The sequence below is a fragment of the Methylobacillus gramineus genome, from assembly GCF_020532675.1.
Taxonomy (GTDB): Bacteria; Pseudomonadota; Gammaproteobacteria; order Burkholderiales; family Methylophilaceae; genus Methylobacillus; species Methylobacillus gramineus.
Map to the genome: position 1 here is coordinate 153,342 of NZ_JAJAVE010000002.1, position 24,442 is coordinate 177,783.

General features: G+C 55.2%; 14 protein-coding genes. 10 read left to right on the forward strand and 4 right to left on the reverse strand.

Annotated features, from left to right (window positions below; all coding sequences use genetic code 11):
- Positions 1-94: 94 nt before the first annotated feature.
- From LG201_RS10210 to LG201_RS10225, 4 genes are all read left to right on the forward strand, one after another.
- On the forward strand, positions 95-1,180 hold the full coding sequence (locus tag LG201_RS10210; protein WP_226772174.1) for an NAD(P)/FAD-dependent oxidoreductase: 1,086 nt from the start codon (positions 95-97) through the stop codon (positions 1,178-1,180).
- A 449-nt stretch (positions 1,181-1,629) separates the two neighbouring features.
- A complete protein-coding gene (locus LG201_RS10215; RefSeq protein WP_226772099.1) occupies positions 1,630-8,781 on the forward strand; it encodes a hypothetical protein in 7,152 nt (2,383 codons plus the stop codon).
- Positions 8,782-8,792: 11 nt separating this feature from the next.
- Positions 8,793-12,470: a hypothetical protein gene (locus LG201_RS10220; protein ID WP_226772100.1), complete on the forward strand. Its 3,678-nt coding sequence runs from the start codon at positions 8,793-8,795 to the stop codon at positions 12,468-12,470.
- A 9-nt stretch (positions 12,471-12,479) separates the two neighbouring features.
- The gene (locus tag LG201_RS10225) at positions 12,480-15,578 is read left to right on the forward strand and encodes a phospholipase D-like domain-containing protein (RefSeq protein WP_226772101.1); all 3,099 of its coding nucleotides are present in this window, start codon (positions 12,480-12,482) and stop codon (positions 15,576-15,578) included.
- A gap of 224 nt (positions 15,579-15,802) precedes the next feature.
- Here the strand turns inward: LG201_RS10225 and moaC are convergent, their stop codons facing one another.
- A complete protein-coding gene (gene moaC / locus LG201_RS10230) occupies positions 15,803-16,282 on the reverse strand; it encodes a cyclic pyranopterin monophosphate synthase MoaC (protein ID WP_226772102.1) in 480 nt (159 codons plus the stop codon).
- A gap of 85 nt (positions 16,283-16,367) precedes the next feature.
- Between moaC and LG201_RS10235 the strand changes: the two genes are divergently transcribed.
- The 3 genes from LG201_RS10235 to soxZ are packed head-to-tail and all read left to right on the forward strand — an operon-like array spanning position 16,368 to position 18,566.
- Positions 16,368-17,795 carry a beta-barrel assembly-enhancing protease gene (locus tag LG201_RS10235; protein WP_226772175.1) on the forward strand — a complete coding sequence of 476 codons (1,428 nt, stop codon included), beginning with the start codon at positions 16,368-16,370 and terminating at the stop codon, positions 17,793-17,795.
- 25 nt (positions 17,796-17,820) lie between these two features.
- On the forward strand, positions 17,821-18,255 hold the full coding sequence (locus LG201_RS10240) for a thiosulfate oxidation carrier protein SoxY (RefSeq protein ID WP_226772103.1): 435 nt from the start codon (positions 17,821-17,823) through the stop codon (positions 18,253-18,255).
- On the forward strand, positions 18,255-18,566 hold the full coding sequence (soxZ, locus tag LG201_RS10245) for a thiosulfate oxidation carrier complex protein SoxZ (protein ID WP_226772104.1): 312 nt from the start codon (positions 18,255-18,257) through the stop codon (positions 18,564-18,566). Before LG201_RS10240 ends, soxZ begins: the two co-directional genes overlap by 1 nt.
- A 21-nt stretch (positions 18,567-18,587) precedes the next feature.
- On the opposite strand, the gene LG201_RS10250 is transcribed toward soxZ, so the two are convergent.
- The 3 genes from LG201_RS10250 to LG201_RS10260 form a co-directional block, all read right to left on the reverse strand.
- The gene (locus LG201_RS10250; protein WP_226772105.1) at positions 18,588-19,661 is read right to left on the reverse strand and encodes an NAD(P)-dependent alcohol dehydrogenase; all 1,074 of its coding nucleotides are present in this window, start codon (positions 19,659-19,661) and stop codon (positions 18,588-18,590) included.
- A 79-nt stretch (positions 19,662-19,740) separates the two neighbouring features.
- A complete protein-coding gene (locus LG201_RS10255) occupies positions 19,741-20,724 on the reverse strand; it encodes a hypothetical protein (RefSeq protein WP_226772106.1) in 984 nt (327 codons plus the stop codon).
- Between the two features lie 13 nt (positions 20,725-20,737).
- Positions 20,738-21,358 (reverse strand): HdaA/DnaA family protein, encoded by a 621-nt coding sequence (locus LG201_RS10260; protein ID WP_226772176.1) that lies wholly within the window; start codon positions 21,356-21,358, stop codon positions 20,738-20,740.
- Between the two features lie 164 nt (positions 21,359-21,522).
- Here LG201_RS10260 and purM point away from each other — a divergent pair, with 164 nt between their 5' ends.
- The 3 genes from purM (at position 21,523) to LG201_RS10275 (ending at position 24,441) form a co-directional block, all read left to right on the forward strand.
- A complete protein-coding gene (gene purM / locus LG201_RS10265) occupies positions 21,523-22,563 on the forward strand; it encodes a phosphoribosylformylglycinamidine cyclo-ligase (protein ID WP_226772107.1) in 1,041 nt (346 codons plus the stop codon).
- A gap of 76 nt (positions 22,564-22,639) precedes the next feature.
- Entirely contained in the window at positions 22,640-23,341 is a 702-nt protein-coding gene (locus LG201_RS10270; protein WP_226772108.1) for a DUF3108 domain-containing protein, read from the forward strand.
- A gap of 5 nt (positions 23,342-23,346) precedes the next feature.
- Positions 23,347-24,441 carry a DUF3108 domain-containing protein gene (locus tag LG201_RS10275; protein WP_226772109.1) on the forward strand — a complete coding sequence of 365 codons (1,095 nt, stop codon included), beginning with the start codon at positions 23,347-23,349 and terminating at the stop codon, positions 24,439-24,441.
- Position 24,442 lies beyond the last annotated feature (1 nt).

Below are 24,442 nucleotides of genomic sequence, written 5' to 3' on the forward strand. Positions count from 1 at the left end.
AATAAAGGATATGCCGATAAAGTCGGCATAATTTTTGCGTGATGATCGTGTTGAAGTCCGAAAATGCGCTGGTGAAATTGCCGATGGGGTCGCCATCGTGAGTCAGCATGTATTGGTGGCGGGTGGTGGTATTGTAGGTTGCCTGACGGCCATGGAGCTGGTGGCGCGTGGTTGCCAGGTTACCATCGTCGAGCGCAACGTGATCGCCAGCCAGACCTCTGGTGAATCATCCTGGGCCGGGGCTGGCATTGTATTTCCCCTCTTGCCCTGGATGTACTCCGAACATGTGAATCGGCTCACCAGTTATGGCGCCGCCAGCTATGGCGCCATCTGCCAGCGTCTGCTCAATGAAACCGGGATCGATCCGCAATTGATCGTGTCGGGATTTTTGCTGTTGCCCGAGTTTGATCGTGCAGCAGCACTGGCCTGGTGTGAACAGAATCAGTTGCCCGCACAAGCCGTCCATGCGTCGGCATTCGGCGTGCAGTCTCTAAGTGGCGAAGAGGCCTTATGGTTGCCGACGGTGAGCCAGATCCGCCCACCTTGCCTGATGCATGCATTGCGTGCCTGGCTGGAGCAAAATAATGTACGCCTGCTTGAGCATACCGAGCTCGAGCCTTTGCGCGAAATTGCAGAATTGCGCGAATGGCGCACGACCAGCGGTGAAATGTTGCAGGCAGATCAATTCATCGTGACCTCAGGCGCCTGGAGTTTTGACCTGTTGAAACAAGTGGCCAGCAAGCTTCAGGTCAAGCCCATGCGTGGTCAGATCGTGCTCTACAAACCGGAACGTCAACTGCAGCAAGTGGTGTATCGCGAGGGGTTCTACCTGGTGCCACGACGGGATGGTTATCTTCTGGCAGGCAGTACGCTTGAAGATGTGGGCTTTGATGCTTCTGTTACTTCCACGGTGCGGGAAGAAATTTGTGCCAAGGCTGAAGCGATTATGCCTGACCTCAAAGGCTTGCCTGTGATCAAGCACTGGAGCGGTTTGCGGCCAGGTACTCCGGACAATCTGCCGGTGATCGCCCCGCATCCGCAAGTGCAGAACCTGTATCTGAACACCGGGCATTTCCGCTATGGCCTGACCATGGCCCCTGCCAGTGCCAGGCTGGTGGCCGCCATGGTCTGCGGAGAAACGCCCTGGACTGATGCTGCGCCGTTTGCGCTGCCCGGCTAATCCGTTATAGGAGGCGGAGTGTCGCAGATCGACACTCTTGCCACGCTGTGAGGTATCTTCATTGGGGCTGCTGTTGTCATGCGCTCATGCGCCTTCTTGCGCAGATTATTCCCTGTTCTCCCATCAAGTCTTGCTATGTGACCGCGTGTCTCAATGAGCTCAGCCATTCAAGGCTTGCAGCCTGTTTTTATGGTCATCAGCTTGCCTGATGTATGCTTGCCTGACTTTTGAAAATCCAGCATTGAGGTTCAATTTTGATGTGAAGCGTACCTGCGACTTCTGCTGACAAATGGCTGGAGGATGGTGCTGGCGGTGATCTTTATATTTAGATATATTTATTATTCAAAATAGATATACTTATATAAAACCTAATATTCTCTTACTCTCAAGAATGAGCAGATCTTTCCGGGGAGCAAGTGCGTATGTGATCCGCCCCCGAGGAGAACAGTATGCCTACCGATCTTGCGCTCGCTGATCTATTGCGCCCTTATGTATTAAGGGGCGAACACACTGATTGGCATGCGGCATTATCCACCATCTATGTCGAGAGTTTTGAAACGGCACAGAGTACCGATGGCATTGTGATTCGGGGCATTGCACGTTTTTCGGGTACTGGCGCTATCAGTTTTGACCCCATCAGCGGCAAACTGTCGATGGATGCGTCCAACACCGAAGGACATCCGCGCAACCAGGCCGGACGCCGTGATCCATGGTTGGATATCACCGATACCCGAGTTGAATTTTCCATGTCGGCTCCCCGGGCGGCCGGTGCCATCGTGGCAAGTGGCGTTGCCACCATTCCTGCTAATGACAGTAACTTCGCTCCCGTGCAGGATGTGCTTGAGGCATGGGACAGCATTCCCAATGATGCTGCGCCATCGGATTATCCCGGCACGGGCGTTACGCTTGATCTGGTGCTGTCTGGCATTGTGCTGAGGCCACCTTTCCTCAAGCCGGCCAAAATGGAGCTAGATGGCTTGCTGGTGGCTGATCCTGCATTTCGCGATGTGGTCTTCAATCTGCCCAGGATCAAGCTTCGACTTAGCCAGGATAGTGGCCTGAATGCAGTACTGGATGCTTCCATTGCTTCCTTGGGCGTTTCCGGGATTGATGACCCGGGCGATATTGCTGCGGCCGAAATGATTAGCATGACACCGCCTTATGCCTTTATCGGCGAGGGTAATGTGGTGGGGTTCGGCTTCCGCTCAGCGGTATTGGATCTTGCGGATGGGTATACCCCACCAGCGGTACTGGATCAGTTTGGTTTTGATGAAAGCTGGACCGGACTGTATTTACCGGAAATCCGCCTGTTTGTCGCACCGCATGGCATGGAGGATTTTGCGGTGAATGCAGGGGTGCGCAACTTCCTGCTCGGGCTGGGTCAGTCCAGTGGGGTAACATTCGACTTTGAGGGGATGGTCATCAACCAGGGTGCAGGGGCACTCCAGGTTTCAGTGGCGTTTGTCGACAACACTGGGCGTGTCATCGGTGTTACCAGGCTATCAGATACCACGGCGGAAGTGGCACTGCCGGAACGAACACGCATGCTGATTGAAGTTGTCGGGGGGCGTGCGCCCTATACCGGGCAAGCCACTTTTGCAGGCATGACCCGTCAGGGCGTGGTGCATGACATTGATCTTTCCACTACCACGGAGTTGACGATTGGCGTCGACGTCACCGATACCAGTGCGGTCCAGAAAAATGCCAGCCTGACTATCCAGGCCCGTCGGCGGCAGAGCACTCAGAGCCTGCCCGTCCCGGGTACGGGTAGCGCGATTGTACAACCTGCCACCGTCAAGACCACCGCTATTACCCTAGAGGGGAAAGCCCAACCCTCACCTGAGCTGTTGTTGGTGAGGCAGGACAACCAATCGGCCACCATCAGCCTCAATCCCCCTAGCCCGAATACAGCCTGGACGGTAGCGGGCAATGCTGTCAGTTCAGGCGCTACAGTCACTGTGCCGGTGGCTGCAGGAGAAACCAAAACGCTCACTGCAACACGAAGTAGTGGCAATATCAATGACATCACCTGCTATTTCCGCTTTGATCAGCCTGATAGCACCATGCCATCAGGCTTTGCCAGTGATCCAGACAATATCAACAGCTCACCTGCAGTAGACCCCAGTGGCAGTGCATTCTGGCTGCCACCTGGGACGCCATTCATGGAGCATTACCGTCAAGCGCTGAAACAAATCAGCGCAGCAACTACATTGACCCTGACAGGCAGTGCAAGCTACGAGCAGAATGAGGCCAAAAGCAAATACAACTATCTGCTTTCCAGGCGCCGTGCAGAGGCTTTGCGCCAGCTGCTGCAAGCAGAAGCCAATCACCCGGATAGTGCAAAGCGTATCCCGAACTTTAACCTGAATGTGGAGCCTGCCGATATTGGAGCGGCAGCACCAGATGCAGCATGGGCCAGTGCCTGGAAAACCCATTCCAGCCCGAGGAATACATGGTGGAAGGCGACTGTGAGTGGATTCGGGCCCATTACACTCCCGGGCAGTGTGACCAATGGAGAGGTCAGCCGCCCCAACTCTACACAAATACCCGTACCTCCACCGCCTCCGCCGCCTCAACCTCCCGTTCCACAACCGCCTGATTGGTTCCGCTCGATTGCGCTTAAGATCAGGATTGTGCGCGATCAATTTGTTGCGATTGAGCTCTCCGGAGAGGTTGATTTCCAGACAGGAGCCGAGGAGCGCCTGCGTAATCGAGGGGTAGCGCAAAGTGAAATACCGCAATTTGAAGGCCTGGGTAGCCAGAATCCTGCGGATGGCATCGTCAAATACAAGATTCTTTACCAGACTGATGCTGCAAGCCAGACCGACCAGGTCAAACTCTATCTGGGTGCTGACCCCAATGACAGGGATGGCCTGTTCTTGATCGGGCAACTGCCCGGACAGCCACTCAAGCCACGCAGCACCGGGCTCAATGTGCTGGGGATGACGGCTTTGTTTACACCATTAATTGCCGAGACTGCACCTGCATCGCCCACAGATGGCAGTGTTAGTGAAATCGTCTTGACCGCTGCCGCGCTGGGTTTGCCGATCGCCCTCGCTGAGCTTGGCTGGTTGAATGTAGAGCGTGTGGTGCTCTATGGGGGTGAGCTGAATGTCACTACCCGTGCCGGGCAATGGGTGTCTACCCTATTGTTTGATGTGGAAACCGCCATTTCTGCCAATATCAATATTGGGGCTTTACGTATCCTGGAGATTCCACGCGAAAATCCATTAGTGGTGCGCTATAAAGCCATCGGGCTCAAGATGGGCTATCCGCCCGGTTCCAGTGAGCGCTTCCAGTTTCGTCCCATGTTTGATGCTTCCAAGGGCTATTCGATAGATCTTTCCGGTCCTGGTGCCGTGCGGGTGCCTGATCCGCTCGGGCAGATACTCCAGGTCTTGGGTGCGCGCATAGCCCGTACCAATCCGTTGACCTTTGAAGTTGATCTGGGATTTGCAGTTGACCTCGGGGTGGTCACGATAGAGCGTGCACGCGTGCGCATGCCGGTGGCTCCGGTTGGTGTGCCTGAGTTGACGGCTTTTGCAGCCAGCATCAATGTGCCGGGCACGGTTGAAGGCCGGGGATACATGGAGATCAATGGCAACGAGATCAAAGGCCAGATTGACATATCACTGGTGCCGTTGAAGTTGCGCCTGAGTGCCGGGCTAGGAGTTGCCAACATTCCTGCCAGTGAGGGAGGACCGGCCACCGGTGTGATTATCACGCTGGAGCTCGAGCTTCCGGTTGCCATTCCGCTGGCGCAGTCTGGCTTTGGTATCTATGGGTTCCTGGGCTTGTTCGCCATGCATTATGCGCGTGACGAGAGCGGTATCAATTCATTGACCCCGGCCCTGACCTGGTTAAAAGAACGTGCCGAAGGTAACCCTACCAACATCAAGGCCTGGAAACCGCAGGTCAATAAATGGGCTTTCGGGCTTGGTGCCATTCTTGGCACCATGGAAGGCGGCATCATCTTCAATGTGAAGGGCATGGTATTGCTGGAGTTGCCCGGCCCACGCCTGATGCTGGTGGTCAGGGCCAATCTGCTCGCTGTCTTGCCTGACCTCAAGGAAAAGAATGCCGAGGGCACTTTCCTCTGCGTGATTGATATTGATTTTGGCCGCGGTACGCTGTCGATTGGCCTGTCAATTGATTTCGGTATCAAGCCTATTGTTCAAATCCAGATTCCGGTTGAAGCCTATTTCAATCTGAAGGAAGGCAGCGACTGGCATATCTACCTAGGAACCTTTACCGGTAGCGATATCAAGGGGCGTCCGCTCCCAGGCCCCATCCATGCCAACATCATGCAAGTGTTTGATGGTACCGGTTATGTGATGGTGAGTGGTCATGGCATCCCAGCGTATAAGGGCTTGTCTGCGGTGAATGGGGTGGGCCTCGCCGTGGGCCTGCAGGTGGCGATTACCTGGGGGAGTCAGGACATTAACCTGTATCTGCGTGCCACCGCGGGCTTCAACGCGGTGCTGGGATTTGAGCCATTTTATGTGGGTGGACTGCTCTATGTGCGTGGTGAACTGCATCTGTTCGTAGTCAGCATCAGCGCTTCTGCCGAGCTCAAGGTGCAGATTGGCGAGCTCGCTGATGGTACCGAGGTTTCACGGATTGATGGCGAAGTCTGCGGTGAGGTCGACTTGTTCTTCTTTACCATCAAGGGGTGTGTCGATTTCCATCTTGGTGAAAATAGCGCCATCGTGCCAATTGCGCCAGACCTGGTGCGCAGCGTGACACTGGTCAGCCGTTCCCCGGCCCTGGTGGTGGGCACAGGAGTGGACAGAGGCATAGATGCCAAGATAGGGGATGCGCTCAAACAGCCAGCACCACCAGCGCTCAATGCTAAGAAGCTGGTGACGGTGCCGATTGATGCCATTCCTGTCATTACCATGTCAGCCACTCCATTTGATGAGGGACTGCTGGTGATGGGCGAGGGCCCGCAAGGCACACCTGGAGCACCTGCTGATGGCTTCATCAAGCGCGGGGACTACGCCTATCGCTACCATCTGAAATCTGTTGAATTAATACGGGCGGATGGCGGCGACATCACAGGCCCAGGCCCCAGGCCTTCTACCTGGTGGACGCTCAACGATCCTATCGAAGGTAATTTGGTCGCCCAGCTTTCGCTGCTCAACTGGACACCGAACGCCACTCCCAAGGCCGTCGAACGCAGTGAGTTTCTTGAGAACAATACCGAGGAACGCTGGGGCACGGTGTGTCATGAGGCAGCGCCTGCTGCGGCCATACTGTGGACGTTTGAAAATGAGCCTAGCGGACCCTCAGAAAGCGGCTGGAAGGTGGATGGCATTGCCTGGCCTGACCCTGCCAACAGCAAGCGTTCGGCAGTGCCAGTACTTGAGGTCAAGGTGTGGGAACGCTGGCGCAGTGGAGATCGACAGCTAGACCGGCAGCGGGGAATTATCCCCGCTGCCATAACGCCTGCGCTGGTGCCTTGCTATGAAGCAAAGCAGGCAGATTATCCAGCGCTTAATCCCTATCACAAGATTTCTGAAGGCAGCGGGTTCAGCAAGCGTCTGCATCTGGAGCAGCAAGCCTTGACCGCTGCTACAGCGCCTTCTGTCGGACTGCGCAAGATGGACAGGGGTGATGTGGATTATCTTGATTTGAGTGACATGATGCAGCAACTGGCATCTGGTCAAGCCATTCATCGTGTATCGCTGATGCAAATTACCACCGCTAGTGAGGATCGCAAGCAGAACGCGATGCTTATCACGAAGTCTCGGCAGTGTAATAGCCGTCTGCTGGCCTCGCCCCAGTTTGATATTGGTCTGCCTGTCGTGTTTGGCGATCGCAGCCGCGCCAAGGAAATCGCGAACAGTCTTGATCGCTTAGGCAAAAAGTCAGACCAGTTTAGTGATGCCATTGTGATTGCCAGTGGCTCTGTGATTGAAGGCAGAATTCTGCTGTTGCTGCATCGTTCCCTGCCCAGCGATAACAACCAATACTTAGGCTTGGTGGTGCGCTTTTTTGATCAGCACAATCATGAAATTCATAGACATCAGGTGAGCAATGACGACAGTCTCTCCGTGGTGGGCATGCCCGCAAGATGGAATGATGCGGGCGGGCCGTGGGCTGAACCGGTGCACCATGTCATCAGCCATTCGCAACGGCTGGAGAAAATCTATGGTGCTTATCTTGTCCAGTTCAAGGGCATGGACAAGCTGCACCATATTGAAATAGCCCTGATGCATGAATCTGACAGCCCAGATGGCAGGATGAAGTACGAGCAGAGTGGCAGACCTTATTATGTCGCTGCATTTGAGTTCACCCGCCTGGAAGAAGCTCGCCGTGAAGAATGGGACCAGCGGGAGGTGAAGCGCAATCGTGGCGTACTGGAAACTTTCCTCGGCCCTGACAGTGGGGATCTGGCATTACTGGTGCCTGACCAGCTTTATTGCTTGCGCACCAGTGTTGAAGTCACGGTAAAAGACAAGGATGGCAATGAGTCTGGCGCGGCACCACAAACGGCTGATTTCTGGTTCAAGACCGATAATCTGAGTCCAAAATCACTGGAGCCATGGATGTTGTGCAGCATACCGTCTGTGGATGAACCCCATTATTTTGGTGAGGAGTTCATCAAAATCGTGTTTGCCACGCAAGATGTGGACAAGCTATGGGGGGCTTATGGCAAGGAATTGCGTGCGCGCCTCAAGGCCGCCTCGTTCAGGCAGGTCAATGTGCCGGGCTTGCAACATCCTGTGCCTCTGATACGCCAGCCATCCAATACGATACAGCCTGGATTGGTCAATATTCCGGCCAGTGTCCTGTCACCGTTTGAGGGGGCTCTGGTGGATGGGCTGGCTGCATATGGACCTTGTATTCCGCAGGATGTGAATCGATCGCGCCATAGTGCCATCACCATCCCGATCCCGCTCGACCCCTATACCGACTATGTGCTGGATATTGAAGCCGTCGCTATTGGGGCACCACAGAATACAGTGGGTGAGCGGGTGCTGAGACGACACTTCTCGACGGGAGCTTATGGCACATTTGATGATTTTGCTGCCAGCTTTCAGGGCGCTTTTACCGAGCACCGATTTGCTCCCCCTGGCGCCATGCAAGGCATTGCCGCCACCCCAGCATTTGCAGGCAGGGATCCGCAGGGTGGCGAGCTGGATCAGGCCATGGCCACAGCGAGCCTGGAGCCCATGCCTGTACCCAAGAGCCCACGCATTGTGGTGTTCTGGGAGCAGGCAAGCCCTGCGGCAATTCCTCAGCCGGTCGCGGTGTTGGTTGATGCTGCAGAGCCGATGCTGCGTACCCGCATGTTGCCACAAGAAGACATTAGTGGAGATGCACCGCCCACAACACGCTGGAGGATGCTGGAGAAAACCTGGCTCAATCTGGTCGCAGATGCAGGCAACACCACCAATGTGATCCGTACGATCTGGGCACCAGGGCGGCAAAGAGCGCTGGTGATGCTGGAGGCTAATGCACGTGGTAAACGGTTGCAATTGGCGCTGAGAAGGGAAGTGTTCACTGAGCCCTACCTGGATGGTGCCGCTGCTACTCCTACCAGTTTTGTGGTTGTCGACGAGATTCTCGGCCATGCGCCTTGGGAAGAACAATAAGGAATCTGATCATGGCTATCCGTATTTATGATCCCAGCATACTCAAGGCCCAGGGAGCTCTGCTGGACTTGAGTGCCCTCATCCGGCAACGCAAGATGGTATTCGCATATGAAATCAAACAGCCGAGGTCCCTGCTGTTACGCTGGCAAACCTCGCCTGCGGCCGGTCTGCCCAGTGAGCCTTTCAAGGTGTGGCGTCGCCCGGCGCAAGCGCTGGGAGAGCAGTATGCAGTGCAATATGAGGTCATTTCGCTCGGATCACTCGGTTTCAACGCGCAGATCATTCAGTTTGATGCGCCACTGGCATCGGTCAGCCTGAATGTATTTTCAAGGAAAGGCGGCAACGTTTCTATCGCAGTATTGTGCGGAGTGCCCAGTTTTGAATCGATAGTCACGACCCAGTCACGTACGCTGGCAGCTGGAGAAACTGTCAATCTGGAGTTTCAGGCTCCCCTGATTACCAGCTTGTTGCTGCTCAATGTGAGCCGCTTCAGTGATGTTGTTGGAATGTATATCGCGGATCTCGACAAAATCCAGGATTGGGAGCTGGTTGAGACCGTAGGCTTGCCAGTGGATGAGGGTGAATGGGCCCCTTTGGGCCAACAGCATGGCATCAAACAAGGCTTGGTGGGGGCTGAAGTCCCGGCGGTGGATGCGGCCATTGATCGTTTCAAGCGGGGGGTTAATCCGGCGGGATGGTGGCCCAGTCTGCCGGATGGCACCGTGGCGCCGGTCTGGGAATTGCCGGACGCAGACAAGCTGATTGAGGAAAGCGCCATTGAGTTGCTGCCTATGCTGCGTCAGGTGGCGCAGCATGCCCCTGACAAACAGGCGGCAGAAATTTTTACCTTCAAAATTGCGCCACCGCAGAACCCGGCAGGGGAAGCCATGCCCACGGATCAGCCTAGCCAGGCCAATCTTTCCCCTGTCGGCCTGCTGGCAATGCTGGCCTCCGGTGACCCATTACTGGCAGTGGCGCTGGGTTATGGTACTGGCTATCCAGAGGAAGATAGAAGCTATGAGTACAGTGCTTCCAGCCAGAGTGCCTGGGATTGGATGATCACAGGACTGTGGAAAAATGGCCTCGATGGCAAGTCCGGCACGGTTGAGTTTGCCGCAATTGTACCGAGGCCGGGATTGGCGATACCCGCGCCCACACCTGCCGATCTCAAAGTGGATTTCCAGGCACATTTGCGTCCTGCGCTCATGGATGATCCATGGCTGGCATCGGTCAGATCGAGTTGGGAACGCTTTCCCACCGCCCAGCTCACTTCGGTGGCCAGCTTTGCTGCTGCCCGCCATGCGGTTGGGTCTGCAGGGAATGCGGAAGTTTTGCTGGAAAGGCGCATGCTGACCCAGGGGCATCGTCCCATTATCAACACCCGTAATTTGCTTGACCCGGAACCGACGCGCCAAAGTGCAACCGATGGCACGCTGAGAATACCCAACAGTCCTGGCAGGGTCTCCATGCACTATGCGATTGCGACGCAGAATATCTTCGGGATATGGAGCAGCTGGAGAGAAGAGCCGATTGAGATCAGGCAGCCAGCACCGGCCATTGTGCAGATATTATCTGCCGATTTGCATGCCACTGACCCCGGTACAGGCACTGCCTGCCCTGCGACACTGGTATTTGAAATCTCGGTCGACTGGAAAGTACGTTCCATCAAGCAGATTGATTTTCGTAGCAGCCTGTTTGCAGCGGCATCTAGGTTTGCAGAGGCGCCCGGCACATCTACGCCGATCGGGATACAGAAACAATTAGGAGGCACCAGCGTAACAGCCAGTATTACGTTTGACGGTGATATCCCGGCTATGGATGGTGGCAAGGTGGAAGCGCTGAATCCTGAAGGCACTGCGGTGGTGGCGCCTGGCCCCGAACAATCTTCAAACAGGCGATATCGCGTCAGCATCACTGATTTTTCGCTGGATTATGCTGCCACACCGCATATTGGCCTCAGGCTGAGGTCAAGATTGGTGGAGCGTATTCCTCCCTACAGGAAAGGCGCCTGGTCTCCTGTGGCCAAGCTGGCTTATGCATCAGATCCGCGCGCACGCCCCACTACCGTGATTGATATTGTAAGGCTGACCAGCCTGCCCGATGCTGCAGGGGAGTGTCATGCCCATCTTGACTGGAATCCCATCCCGGGAGCCATTGGATATGCCATCTATGAAAGTACTGAAACGCGTATTCTTTCTAGTCATCCCGGCTATCCAGAGCCAAGCCCGGCGCGTACACTCAGCCAGCGCCTCACCACAATCAAGCAGGCGTTTTCCGCTGCGCCACTGCGGCGCGATTTCACGCGACGCAATGCCAAGCTGGTAACGGACACGGATCTGGATGTCACCTTGCCGCGCGGGTCACGCGACATTCATCTCTACACGATATTGCCAGTGATGGCGGGCGGCAATGAAGGCCCCTGGCCCAGTGGCCCTGGTGCCGATAAGGCGTTGATTCCCTATGCTGCGCCACGCGTGGCTGAACCTGCTCCACCCACCATTGAGGTGCAACTGGTGCAAGACCAGGCACCCGCTGCGCCCAATTATCGTGCCAGGCTGTTGATCGGCACGCGTGCTGATTCTGGCGCAAGGCCCACACGCATTGATATCTATCGGGTTCGAGTGGACGATGCAGCCCGTCGCCTCGATAGCATGGGTGCTCCTATCGCCAGTCTGTCGGCGACCAATGCCAGCTGGAAAGTATCCCCGCCGCTGACTGGAGGAGACTGGATTGATAGTGTGAGCGGGCATGACCAGCCAGCAGGCTCATGGCGCACGGTCTGGTATCGCGCAGTGGCCTGGTCTGCAGATGACCCTTTGCGCGCAGTGCTGAAAGGTAGGTCGCAGCCTTCGCCTGCTGTGTCCGTACTGATTCCTCCGGCTCACGCCCCAGACTTGTCGCCACTAACCATCTCCTCGCCTGGAGGCGATCCGGCCTGGGTATTGTTAAGTTTCAGCTCGAGTGCCCCAGTCAGCCCAACCCCTATAGGCCCCCATACATTGTCTATCTCAGCCAATGTCCAGGGCGGGGTTGCCATGGTGGAAAAGACGGTGAGGCTGGATGAGGTGGCAACCGCACAACCTGTCACTGGTTCTGATGTCTGGCGTGTTGATGGCACATCGAGTAGTTATAGCGTATTGCTACGCCGCGCTGCGCTGAGTGATAGCGTTTCAGTGATTGTGCGCATCACCGATCCGCTTGGACGCATCAGTGAACAATCGATCACGGTGGGTGCTGGCTCAGTGCTGCCGCTACCTTCGCTTTCAGTCATCGATGCGTTTTTCATCACCGGTCGTGGCCATGTCTATAGTTTTGCCACCAATGCGCCGGATACGGATGGCGTAACAGGTATTTATCGTTTGTATATAGCGCTGACCGCAGACAGCAGCTCTCCTTTCCCGTTTCCCAGACCGCGCGGTGGAAGAAACCCTGTGGATGGCACATCTCCCGCAAGGACATTGGGGCAGTTCTCCCTGGTAAAAGGGCTGTATGTGTTTAATGGCGCGCTTTCATCGGTGCCCAAAGTGAACAAGGCCCTGCCATCCAGCAATGAGGCCCTGGCCCTCTACCGGCAAACATTGCCAACAGACGACAATTTCGTGATTTTTTCCAGGATTGCCCTGCGCTCTGTGCTGGTGAGGATTACAACACCGGATGGGCGTATCGTGGAACGGCGCTGGAAAGCTTAAGGAGGCAAGATGGTTACTGTGTATACGCTAACACCCGCCAGTGCAGCAGAAGCATTACGTGAAAACGGCCTGGATGCTCTGGGCATTACCGCGCTCCTGCTTGGCTCCAGCTGGAGTGATCTTGATCCTGCATTTGATAGCGCTGCGCTGACGCTGACGTTTGCCCAGGTTCCCAAAGCACCATGGCGCGGCATACTTGAGTATGTGGATAGTGCGACGATGTTTCGGGCAGTGGATGGTATGCCGATGACAGGGCCTGCCGCCGTCTTGAGGCTACATCCGCAAGCTGCGGCGCGTTTGTCGCGTTTGGCAGCATCCAGGTACACCACGGCTTCATTGCCGCAGGTGCACGCCATTCCGGAGGTACTGGTGGTTCGCGGCATTGCAGCGGATAAGGCACCTGAGGTCTATGACCCCGAGATGGCTTTGCCCGTGGATGCCATTGGCAAAGCCATTACCTTTCATGATGCGCGCGGCCTGATCGTTGATCCGATTGCTGTCGCGGCAATTCTGGATGACCTGTTGACCAGGTTCCCCGCATTGCTTGCCCCAGCAGATAGCAGCATGGATACCGGAGTGGGCAGCATACGCAGTATTGCCGGACTGGCATCCGGCATAGTGGCCCATGTGGTGACCTTGCACGGGCGGGCATTTGCCCCGATTCCCTCTGGTCCAGAGGTACAGGTCCTGGATAACGGCGGTAACCCGGCGGGGACGCCTGGAGCCAATGGTTTGATCTCACTGGCAGCTGGTGATCAGTTAAGTGGCACAGGTACTGGTGCTGACGCACGTCTGCGCCTTGGCTGGGCAACGGCTGGCACCTTGGGGAAAACGTCATTGCAAGTGCCTGCCCTACCTGCGGGCGTATCCCTTTCCAGACGATTTATCCGGGTGTTTGCCGTTGATCTGCAATGGCATCTTGCCGGGAATCGTTCTGCGACAGAAATCAATGGCATTGCCGGGGATGACCAGACCATGCCTGCGGATTTGCATCCGCAAGTGCATGATGGCATCACCATCGATTACTTGGCCGATGGCCCGGATACACTCGGCGCCATTTCACAGGTGGCCGCCAGAATGACAGGGGCAGCAGCAGGTGGGCTGATGTTTGCAGTATCACCGACGTTTGAAGCTGCGGTGGGCGCTCCCGAAGCGCCTGGCGCCAATGCACACTGGCCGGCGTTCCCTGGTACAGACACAGCCATTGGATTCACTCCGGGACAATCCACTCCTAGCGGACTCAGCGCCAGCTGGTCTGGCAGCAATAATGTGGTCGTGGCCATTCCCGCTGACTTTGCCCCCAACGGGGCCTCAATCCGCATTTATCCGCAGCGCTTTCAGTTGATTGAAGCCATCGGTGCGGAGCCGTCTTTTGTGCGTGGTGACGGAGGGGCAGCCCTTGCCATCAGCGGCACTGGCGTGGAGGTGTTGCTGCAGAACCCCTTCAATCTGGCGCCGAATGATCCACTGCCCAGCCCGGGTATCCTGGTGTTTGATCTGGTCATCACGCCACGCAGGGGGCAGCGCCGGATATGGGCGGCGGAGCGGGTCAGCATTGCGCCAGGCCCAGCCCCGGCGCCAAATGACCCATTTGCTTCGCCGGACCCGCTGAATATCTTCCCGGATAATATACGTTCCATCAGCCCGGTACCTTTGTTTGGGCTGAGGCGTACCATTACACCATCCAATGCCAATCCTGGCAGCATTGCAGACATGGCGCGTGCACTGATGTCGGAAACACAACCCCGGCAAGGCCCGAGATTGCCCACCATGATGCGGCATGACACTATCGTTGTGACTGGGATCAGCGATGGCACCACTACAGCCGGTCTGGCCTGGGGTGCAGTGCTCAGCGGAGGGAGGTGGGCACGAGAAACCAGGTCAGCGCAGCACGGCAAGGCCAACCCGGGTAATCCTGCCGGCCCGGATACCCATGCTGCGGGTATTCGCGTGAACGGGGCGCTGGCCTATGATCTTGCACGTACCGCCGTCAAGCGCGTCCAGCCTATCCTGCCTTTAGGCAATGCGGCAACACCCGGCTGGCTGTTGTTTTCCGCGGGCAATAACTTCAATCCACCCGAGAATAATCCTGTCAATCCTGCCCAGAATTGCGCTGGCATTGCCTTGCAATCCATCGCTGCGGTAGTGGAAACACCAGAGCTGTCTTTATTGCCTGACAATAACCTGCTGAGCTCGCCGCCACCCATCAGCTTTCAGGATGTGTTGACACAGATATCGAATGCCTTCGGGCAGCAAAGGCCACCGGATATCGACGTCATGAATGCGGATCGCTTGATCCATGAAATCCGCCGTGAATACTTCCTGTCCAAATATGGCAGCCGCGATGCACTATGGTCGCTGGCGCGGGCGATTGGGGAAGCGGATGAGCTGGTCTATATCGAGACAGCCGGTCTTGCCAGTACGGCACGCCCGGCAGCTGTACCGGCTGCCCATGAGATAGACCTGATCGAGAAACTGGCAGAGCGCATGCAGGCTAACCCAAATTTGAAAGTGCTGATCAGTGTCCCGCGAGATACTGATTTCTCGCCATTATTCCCGCCCTTTGTGCGTAGAGCCATCACGCAACGGAATGATGCCATTGATCTGTTGCGCGCCGTGGATGCCAGCCGGGTGATGGCTTTCCATCCTCGCGGCTTTCCAGGGCGCTGGGCCCAGATTCGCAGTACTACCGTCATCGTGGATGATGTCTGGTGCCTGACTGGTGCGACGCATTTACGTCGACGTGGCATGACGTTTGATGGCAGTGTTGCCATTGCCTCTCTTGATCATGAGATTGAAGAAGGCTACAGCCGCAAGATCCGGACTTTCCGCCGCGAATTGATGGCAGCCAAGCTGGGTGTCACTCCGACCGAGGCGAATGGTCAGATTTCCCCTGACTGGATACGCCTGCAACGCCCTGCCAGCGCATTTGACTTGATTGCTGATCTGCTGCAGCAGGGTGGGCTTGGCAAGTTGGCTCCCTTATGGCTGGGGCCAACAGATGATAGCGTGATAGCACAAAGTGATGCTGTGGCAGACCCAGATGGGACAGATGGTGGTGCCCTCGAAACCCTGCTTGCCAGCTTTTTAAGTGAGTCTCCTCCTTGAGGGGTGTGTATGCTGGGGTAGGCCTGTAAGTTGAGATTGTTACCGAGCGCTGGTGTTAACCTTGTTTGCTTTGTCTGGCTACGCAGACTCAGGGATGATTTTTTGGTTGTGTTTTTTGATGGTCTAACCGGCAGGGTAGACAGTCGAGTATATGTGCAGCTTCACTGTACTTGCTTTGTACTTGTCCTGTGCTTGATGCGAGATAGCTTCAATGAGTGACAGCTTTAGCCTGGGGCTTGCCAGTGACCAGACTTGCCGCCTGCTTTTTCCAGCAGGCGTATTTCCTTGATCTGCATCCCGCGGTCTATGGCCTTGCACATGTCATAGATGGTCAATAAAGCGATGCTGGTGGCCGTGAGGGCTTCCATTTCGACGCCGGTGCGGCCCACGGTTTCAGCAGTGACAGTGCAGTGTATGGTGTTGTCAGTGGCTGCGATCTCGAATTCCACGCTGACCTTGGTCAAGGGAATGGGATGACACAGCGGGATGAGCTCCGAGGTGCGTTTGGAGCCCTGAATGGCGGCAATACGCGCAATACCGAGTACATCGCCTTTTTTGGCATCTCCCTGCTGAATGGTGGCCAGGGTGGCTGGCAGCATGTGGATACTGCCTTTGGCAACCGCCACACGTTGTGTTTCGGCTTTGCTGCCGACATCGACCATATGTGCCTGGCCGCTGGCATCGAAGTGGGTAAGATGGCTCATGATGTTTCCTACGGGTTCGCGTTACTGGGTGTACAAAGCCAGGCAGCTAGTGAACTTGGCGCTTGAGGTTGCTATCATAGCAATGATGAAACTGCTTTACCCGATTGTCTTCCTCTCTTTCTTTGCCCCCTGGGTGTTGGCCGATGGCTTGCCCGAGCTCGGCGATTATTCTGCGACGGTGCTGTCTCCGCTCGATGAGCAGCGGATTGCCGATGAAATCATGCGCGATGTGTATGCCAGCAATCAGGTGCTGGAAGATCCCGAGATCAATGATTACATTGATAGTCTGGGCCACCGTCTCGCTGCCAGCAGCCCGGATAAATACCAGCATTTCAATTTTTTCGTGGTCAAGGACAACTCGATTAATGCGTTTGCCATGCCGGGCGGGGTGATTGGTGTGCATACTGGCTTGTTGACCGCGGCGAATAATGAATCCGAAGTGGCTGGGGTGCTGGGGCATGAAATCGGCCACGTGGTGCAGCACCATCTGGCGCGTATGCTGGCCAAGCAAAAGAATGATTCAGTGATTACGATGGCCACCATGGCATTGGCCTTGCTGGCGGCACGCAGCAATCCGCAGTTGACAGGGGGGGCGCTCACCGCCGCCACGGCTAATTCCATACAAAAACAAATTGATTACACCCGTGAACACGAGCGTGAGGCAGATCGCGTAGGCTTGCAGATTCTTGATAGCGCCGGGTTTGATACGCGCGGCATGCCGGCGTTTTTTGAAACCTTGCAAAAAGGCTCACGTTTTTCCGAGGGCAGTGCACCGGCTTTTTTGCGCACCCACCCGTTGACCAGTGAACGTATTGCCGATGTGCGCAATCGGGTGGAGCAGACCGCTTACCGCCAGGCCAAGGAAAGCCCGGAGTTCCAGTTCGTCAAGATCAAGCTGCTATCTAATATAGGCACGGCGGATTCAGCCATCAATACTTTCCGCAATAACTTGCAAGATAAGACATATAGCAGTGAAGCGGCCCAGCATTATGGACTGGCGCTGGCCATGTTGCGCAAGCCTGACCTGGCGGGGGCCAGCAAGGAAATTGAATGGCTGCGTAAAAATGCGCCACCCAATGCGATGATAGAAACGGTAGCGACCCAGATAGCCGTCGCGGGCAAAAGCCCGGCCGACGCTGAAAAACAGTATGTGAACGCCTTGAGCCAATATCCTGATCATCGGGCGTTGATCTATGGATATGCCGACCTCCTGCTGGCGACACGCCAGGCGGATAAGTTGCTCAAGCTGATTGGCGACAAGCAGGAGCAATATCCTGATGACCCTTATTTTTATGAGCTGAAGTCCCGGCTCTATACCATGCAGGGCAAGACCATGCTCAGGCATCAGGCCCAGGGTGAAGCCTATGTGCGCCGTTACAACCTGCGTGCGGCAGTGGAACAGATGGACCTGGCTGCCAAGGCCACCGATGGCGATTTTTATCAACAATCGATTGCGGAAGCGCGCCTTAACCAGCTGCGCCAGCAACTGGATGACAAGAAGCGGGATAAATGATGCAGCAGCTCAGGCGTGATCAGTCATGACGGGTCGGCGCTCCATCTTGCAGGTATTGCTGGCAGGCTTGTTGCTGCCCTTGAAGGCAATTGCGGCTAGCTGGAATACACCTGCGTTTGAAGCCCGCACTATCGATGGTGCAAAGCAGGTGTTGAATATGCGTGCCGAGGAAAACACTGCGCAGATCGAGATTGTGGCGCCTGATTTTGCTGAAAATGGTGCGGTTGTGCAGGTTGAAGTGATGAGCCGGATTGCCGGGACGGAAGCCATGGCCATTTTTGCCGAAAAGAACCCGGTGCCGCTGGTGGCCAATTTCACCTTTAGTCACGGTGCGCAACCTTATGTCATTACCCGGATCAAGATGGCGGAAAGTCAAAGCCTGCAAGTGGTTGTCAAGGTAGGGGAGCGATACTATCAGGCCAGTCGCTATGTGACGGTATCGGAAGGCGGGTGCGGCTGATGGCAGCAGGCATCAAGATGCGCGTCCGTTTGCAGTCCGGTGTCGCGGAGGTCAGGGTGTTGATCAGTCATCCGATGGAAACGGGTCGCCGTGAGGATGAGTCTGGCAAGATGGTACCAGCACATTTTATCCAGTTGCTGACCGCTACGCTGAATCAGGTGCCAGTGCTGGAAGCACAGTGGGGTACAGGGGTGGCGCGTGACCCTTACCTGATTTTTTTCGTGGCAGGTGCCAGGCTTGGCGATAGCATCGCCATCGAGTGGCATGACAACAAGGGTGAGAGTGGCCGTCAGTCAATCCAGGTGGCATAGACGGCACGCTCCCTGAAAGAATTACGGCGTGATCGCTACTTTCATGACACCGTCGCGCTGGTTGGAAAATAGCGCGTAGGCCTGTTCTATATCATCCAGCTTGAAACGGTGCGTGACCAGTGAACGCAGATCTGCACGGCCAGCAGCAACGATATCCATCAATCTGCGCATACGTTCCTTGCCGCCAGGACAGAGCGTGGACACTATCGTAAAATCTCCCAGCCCAGCACCAAATGCATCCAGTGGTAATCGCAGTTCGCTGGAGTAAACCCCCAGGCTCGATACCGTGCCGCCTGGACGTAATACACGCAGTGCGGACTCAAAAGTCTGTTGGGTTCCCAATGCTTCAATCGCGACATCCACCCCTCGGCCATCGGTGATGCGCATGATTTCCTGTATGGGGTCGTGGGTTTTGAAGTTGATGACGTGATCTGCCCCCAGCGAGCGTGCAATGGTCAGCCTTTCCGCAATGGCATCCACGCCGATAATCGTGCTGGCTCCCATGAGCCTGGCGCCAGCCACGGCTGACAGGCCGATCGGCCCCAGGGCAAATACCACCACCGTATCGCCTATCTTGATATTGCCGCGCTCAGCGCCGGAAAAACCGGTAGACATAATGTCGGGGCACATGAGCACCTGCTCATCTGTCAGCGCATCCGGAATCACGCTTAAATTCGCCATGGCATCTGGCACACGTAAATATTCTGCCTGGCATCCGTCTATGGTGTTACCGAACTTCCAGCCTCCCGCCACCTTGAAACCGTGCTTGTTGCCCGGACCATCCTGGGAACCACTGCCACACAGACAGGCATTGGAATATCCGCTGGGGGTGATGGCGCCTGCGATGACGCGCTGGCCCTGTGAAAATCCGCTGACGGATGTCCCCAGTCTTTCTATGATCCCTACAGGCTCATGGCCAACGGTCAGGCCGGGAGCGACCGGGTACTCTCCCTTGAGGATATGGACATCAGTGCCGCAAATTGTCGTGGTGGTGATGCGGATCAGTGCATCCAATGGCCCGATCTCTGGAATCGGTTTTTCCTCCAGTACAATTTGCCCAGGGGCAATGAAGACAGCGGCTTTCATTTTGGCCATGAAATACTCCTATTTGTTTAGGGGGTATTGGTTCATGGTAACAAAATTCCACCGGCATGCATGGCTTGGATCAGCGGTTTTATAGCCTGTGCAAGTATGTCAGTAAGGACTTTTCATTGACGAAGGTCAGGTCGTACATGCTGCTCAGCCCCTGGGCATGCTCGTCGGACAAGTCTGCCACGCAAAGAATGAACTGGGATTTTTGTAGTCCCAGACTCTTCTTGAGCAGGCGATATTTTTCGATGGAGGATTTGTAATCGCCAGTTTTACACTCAATGCAGATGGGCGTTTTATTATCCATCAGCAAAAACACGTCCAGCTCGTGCATGTCCGCATTCGGGAGCGTGATGACCACATTGCGTGCGCAGGAAAAGGGCAGGTTGCGTTGTTGCACATAGGTCAGTGCCTGCATCATGGCAAACCATTCCAGCCATATGCCATTGAAAAACTGGCGGATGACAGGTGTCGGTTGCAGGATCAGGCGCAGGGTTTTTTCTGTCTTCTGCTGCACCAGCTTGCCAATGAGAGCATAGTCATACAGCTGTTTGCAGAACGTGGTCAGTAGTCTGATTTCATCAGGATTGCGATTGGCAAGATTGATGGTGGTGCCGTTGTAATTCTCTTTGTAGGCATGAGATATCTGGCCGAGGATGGGCTTCAGGCTAGTGTAGTGCTGGCCGATTTCCGTGGCGATCTCATCAAAGAACCCCGTAGTATCTACCGCTTTGGGGTTGATCACGACCTCGATGTTTTTCTGCTTGAACCATTGGAGTATGGGTTGGTGCTGTGCCGGACTGGAGAGCATTTCCGTATTACTGAAGTCCGTACTAGCTGCGATATCCTGCACAGATTCTGTCGCTGAATCTTCTTCTGGCAGTTCGCTTTGCATGCGTTTGTGCGAGACCTGCAGTGCAAAGTATTTTTCCAGCAGTTTGGAGACAAAGAATGGTGTATCCCAGACCTTGTTCTGGTGCTGGCACTTCGGGCATGGCACATCCTGGCCGATGAAGCGGGGTTCAAGCTCCCTGATGAAGTTGCAATGACTACAGCGGGAAATGGCCATGGGTATCCTTTGATCAGCTAGGGGATAATTGCAGCAGTTGTTTGAGTAAGGGCAGGGTGACAGCCCGCTTGTCAGTAAGTGACCACTCATCGAGTGCATCAATGGTGGCAATGAGGTTGGGCATGTCTCGACGCAAATGGCGCAAGCAGTAATCCAGGACTTCATCGGGTAATTTCATGCCACGGTCCTCGGCATGGATTTTCAGTGCCTGGGCTTTTTCTTCATCACTGAGGGGATGCAACTGGTAGGCGAGTCCCCATGCCAGCCGCGTGGCCAGGTCATCACGCAAGCCCATTTGCCCTGGTGCTGCCTGTCCGCTGGCAATCAGGCTGCCACCAGATTCCCGCAGCTGGTTGTAGATATCAAACAGGGAGATTTGTTCTTCGTCTGACAGCAAATGCACGTCATCTACGCAGATCATATTGAGGCCGTGCTGGCTGGCTAAGGCATTGCAGGCAGTGATCAAATGGCTTTTACCACAGCCATCTGCCCCCCAGAGATAGATGAATCTGGCATTGCCATCTCGTTGGACAGTGTCCTTGAGCTGGAACAATGCCTCTGCATTGCGGCCAACCACAAAGTTCTCCAGGGTGGGCGCTGCCGGTGGCTGAATGTCGAGTAATAATTGTTTCAAAGTGGATCGCTTGCGAGCTGGTTGGTGGTCTGCATGAAGGCGCCAGCGCTTGTATTGTGCTGTTTCCTGCATGTTGACGCGGTCTTTTTGTCGATTACCGGGCCATTTAAGGTAAAATTATGCCCTAAATTTCTAATTTATCTTGTGGAAAGCGAGAACTCAACTTGAATTCTGAAAAAACCTCGATTAGCTATCGCGATGCCGGTGTGGATATTGAGGCCGGGGATGCCCTGGTTGAGCAGATCAAGCCATTCGCAAAACGTACCATGCGTCCTGAGGTTCTGGGCGGTATTGGAGGTTTCGGTTCCCTGTTCGAGGTGCCGAAAAAATTCAAGAATCCGGTACTGGTTTCGGGTACCGATGGCGTAGGCACCAAGCTCAAGCTGGCCTTCCAGTTGAACAAGCATGATACCGTGGGTATCGACCTGGTGGCCATGAGTGTCAATGATATCCTGGTGCAGGGTGCTGAGCCCTTGTTCTTCCTGGACTACTTTGCCTGTGGCAAGCTGGAAGTGGGTGTGGCTGCGCAGGTGATCAAGGGCATTGCCGCAGGATGCGAGCAATCCGGCTGTGCCTTGGTGGGTGGTGAAACTGCTGAAATGCCGGGCATGTACCCCGCTGGTGAGTATGATCTTGCAGGTTTTGTGGTTGGCGCTGCAGACAAGGAAGCGCTGATTGACGGCACCACCATTGCCGAAGGCGATGTAGTGCTGGGCCTGGCATCAAGTGGCGCGCATTCCAATGGCTATTCGTTGATTCGCAAGCTGATTGATTTGTCCGGTGTGGATCTGGATAGTGATTTTTATGGCAGGCCATTCCGCGATGTGGTGATGGAGCCTACCCGTATTTACGTCAAGCCCCTGCTGAAGTTGCTGGAGACAGTCAAGGTCAAGGGCATGGCACATATCACAGGTGGTGGCATTACCGAGAATGTACCCCGTGTGTTGCCTGAAGGCCTGACGGCTGAAGTGCGTCAGGGTAGCTGGACCATGCCGCCACTGTTTTCCTGGTTGCAGGAGCAGGGCAATGTGACAGATGGGGAAATGTACAAGACCTTTAATTGCGGCATAGGGATGGTGGTGATTGTGTCCAAGGCTGATGCAGAGGCTGCCAAGCGCTTATTGGCAGCTGAAGGCGAGCAAGTCTGGGATATTGGTCACATCCGCCAACAGCAAGCTGGTGAGGCTCCCACCATCGTCGTCTGAAGAACTTGTGCGTCATTCAGTTGCCAACTGGATGACGCGTTTGCACCTTGAGTGCCCATATTCTTCAGGAGGTCTTATGTCACAAGCAATAGTCCGAATTCTCAGTGTTGCCTTGCTGTTTTTGAGCGGCTTGGCAATTGCCGCTCCCAAACAGGTGACCTTGGTGTACGAAGCTACGCGCAATGGTCAGGCTTTTGCCACAGTGAACGAGACCTATCGCCAAGAAGGAAACCGGTACCGGATTGAAAGCGTGACCAAGGGTGTCGGGGTTTATGCTTTGTTTGGCGAACGCCGGTTGACGAGTGAGGGTGAAGTGACTGCTAACGGCCTCAAGCCCGGCCATTTTGAATTGCATCAGGGCGATAATGAAAAGCGCTCGCTCTATACCGATTTTGACTGGGCCGCCAATCAGCTCAACATGAAAGTCAAAGGTAAGTTGAATACGGTGCCACTGGAGGCCGGGACTCAGGATTTAAGCAGCTTTGTGTACCAGTTTATGTTTAGCCCGCCTGCTGGTACTGAGCTGGTCTTGCCCGTGACCACAGGCAAGAAATTGCGCCAGTACCATTACAACATTGTGTCCAAGGATGAGGCGCTGGAATTACCCGCAGGCAAGTTCAAGGTCATGCACCTGGCTGATGCGGACAAGGATGCTGCAGAGGATGGTAAGGAATTCTGGTTGAGCGCTGATCACCACTTCCTGCCAGTCAAACTGGTGATGCTGGATGACAAAGGCTACAAGATTGAACAGGTACTCACTAGCATCCATGTTGAGTAGCGTTTTTGAATAGGTTTGCCAGGGCAAAAACCATACTGAGCCGCCTGCCTTATGGCGGCTTTGTTCTTGCTCTGGTGTTGTCATTGCTGGTGCATCTGCTGTTTTTCAGCGGCGAGTATTGGCAGCTGCCCAGCCTGGATTTTGCCAAGGAGCAGTCTGAGCGGCAGTGGGTGCACTTGCAGGCGATTGCGCCATCCAAACCGGTATCGAGCAGCAAGCAGCCAAGCAAGCCCAAGCCTGCGCCAGCAGCCAAAACACAGCCAGCGCCTTTGCCCCAGCCCGAGACGCCAGTTGAGACAACAGCGCCAGCCGTCACCGAGCCGACAGAGCCGGTGGCTGCGGTGAATGAAACCCAGCCAATAGAGGATCAGCAGCCAGAGGCCGAGACTGCGGTGGCGATGGAGGCAGACAATGCCTCGGATGAAGCCGGGCTGGCGCATGATGTCCCTGCATTCAGCTATGTTGATACCGAGTTTGAGGTATTGCGCGGGATTGATGGCAGCAAGGTTGGCGTGACCCATATCAGCTACAAGGTGCTGGATGGTCAGCGCTATGTATTAACGAGTATTACCGAGCCCAAGGGGCTCGCATCATTGGTGGTTGCGGGAAAGTTACTTCAGATCAGCGAAGGAGCTGTGACGGAACAAGGCCTGCAGCCGGATCATTTTTCCTATCAATTTGGCAAGAGCGCCAGTAAGCTGCAAGAAGCTAGGTTTGACTGGGTAAATGCCAAACTGAGCCTGGCAACTGCCAAAGGCGTGAAGGTGGTGGATTTGCCGCCTGCCACTCAAGATCTGCTGAGCTTTATGTACCAGTTTGTGTTTGTCCCGCCTTTGGAGCAGTTACAGCTGAATGTGACTAACGGCAAGAAGCTGAGCATGTATGTGTATAGCTTTGATGGTGAGGAAACGCTGAAAACCGAGGCCGGTATGATCAACACCTTGCATCTGGTGAAGACCGGCCAGGAAGGCAGCGAGAAGACAGAATTATGGCTGGCAGTGGATTATCACTACCTGCCGGTTAAAATGCGTAAGACTGAAGAGGATGGCAGCGTGATTGAGCAGCTGGTTGTCCGTATATCGACCGATTTATTGAAGTGAG

Excerpts from the sequence above, each read along its gene's own strand:
- LG201_RS10215 (WP_226772099.1), top strand. The coding sequence starts at position 1,630 with ATGCCTACCGATCTTGCGCTCGCTGATCTATTGCGCCCTTATGTATTA.
- LG201_RS10220 (WP_226772100.1), top strand. The coding sequence starts at position 8,793 with ATGGCTATCCGTATTTATGATCCCAGCATACTCAAGGCCCAGGGAGCT.
- LG201_RS10225 (WP_226772101.1), top strand. The coding sequence starts at position 12,480 with ATGGTTACTGTGTATACGCTAACACCCGCCAGTGCAGCAGAAGCATTA.
- moaC (WP_226772102.1), bottom strand. The coding sequence starts at position 16,282 with ATGAGCCATCTTACCCACTTCGATGCCAGCGGCCAGGCACATATGGTC.
- LG201_RS10235 (WP_226772175.1), top strand. The coding sequence starts at position 16,368 with ATGAAACTGCTTTACCCGATTGTCTTCCTCTCTTTCTTTGCCCCCTGG.
- LG201_RS10240 (WP_226772103.1), top strand. The coding sequence starts at position 17,821 with ATGACGGGTCGGCGCTCCATCTTGCAGGTATTGCTGGCAGGCTTGTTG.
- soxZ (WP_226772104.1), top strand. The coding sequence starts at position 18,255 with ATGGCAGCAGGCATCAAGATGCGCGTCCGTTTGCAGTCCGGTGTCGCG.
- LG201_RS10250 (WP_226772105.1), bottom strand. The coding sequence starts at position 19,661 with ATGGCCAAAATGAAAGCCGCTGTCTTCATTGCCCCTGGGCAAATTGTA.
- LG201_RS10255 (WP_226772106.1), bottom strand. The coding sequence starts at position 20,724 with ATGGCCATTTCCCGCTGTAGTCATTGCAACTTCATCAGGGAGCTTGAA.
- LG201_RS10270 (WP_226772108.1), top strand. The coding sequence starts at position 22,640 with ATGTCACAAGCAATAGTCCGAATTCTCAGTGTTGCCTTGCTGTTTTTG.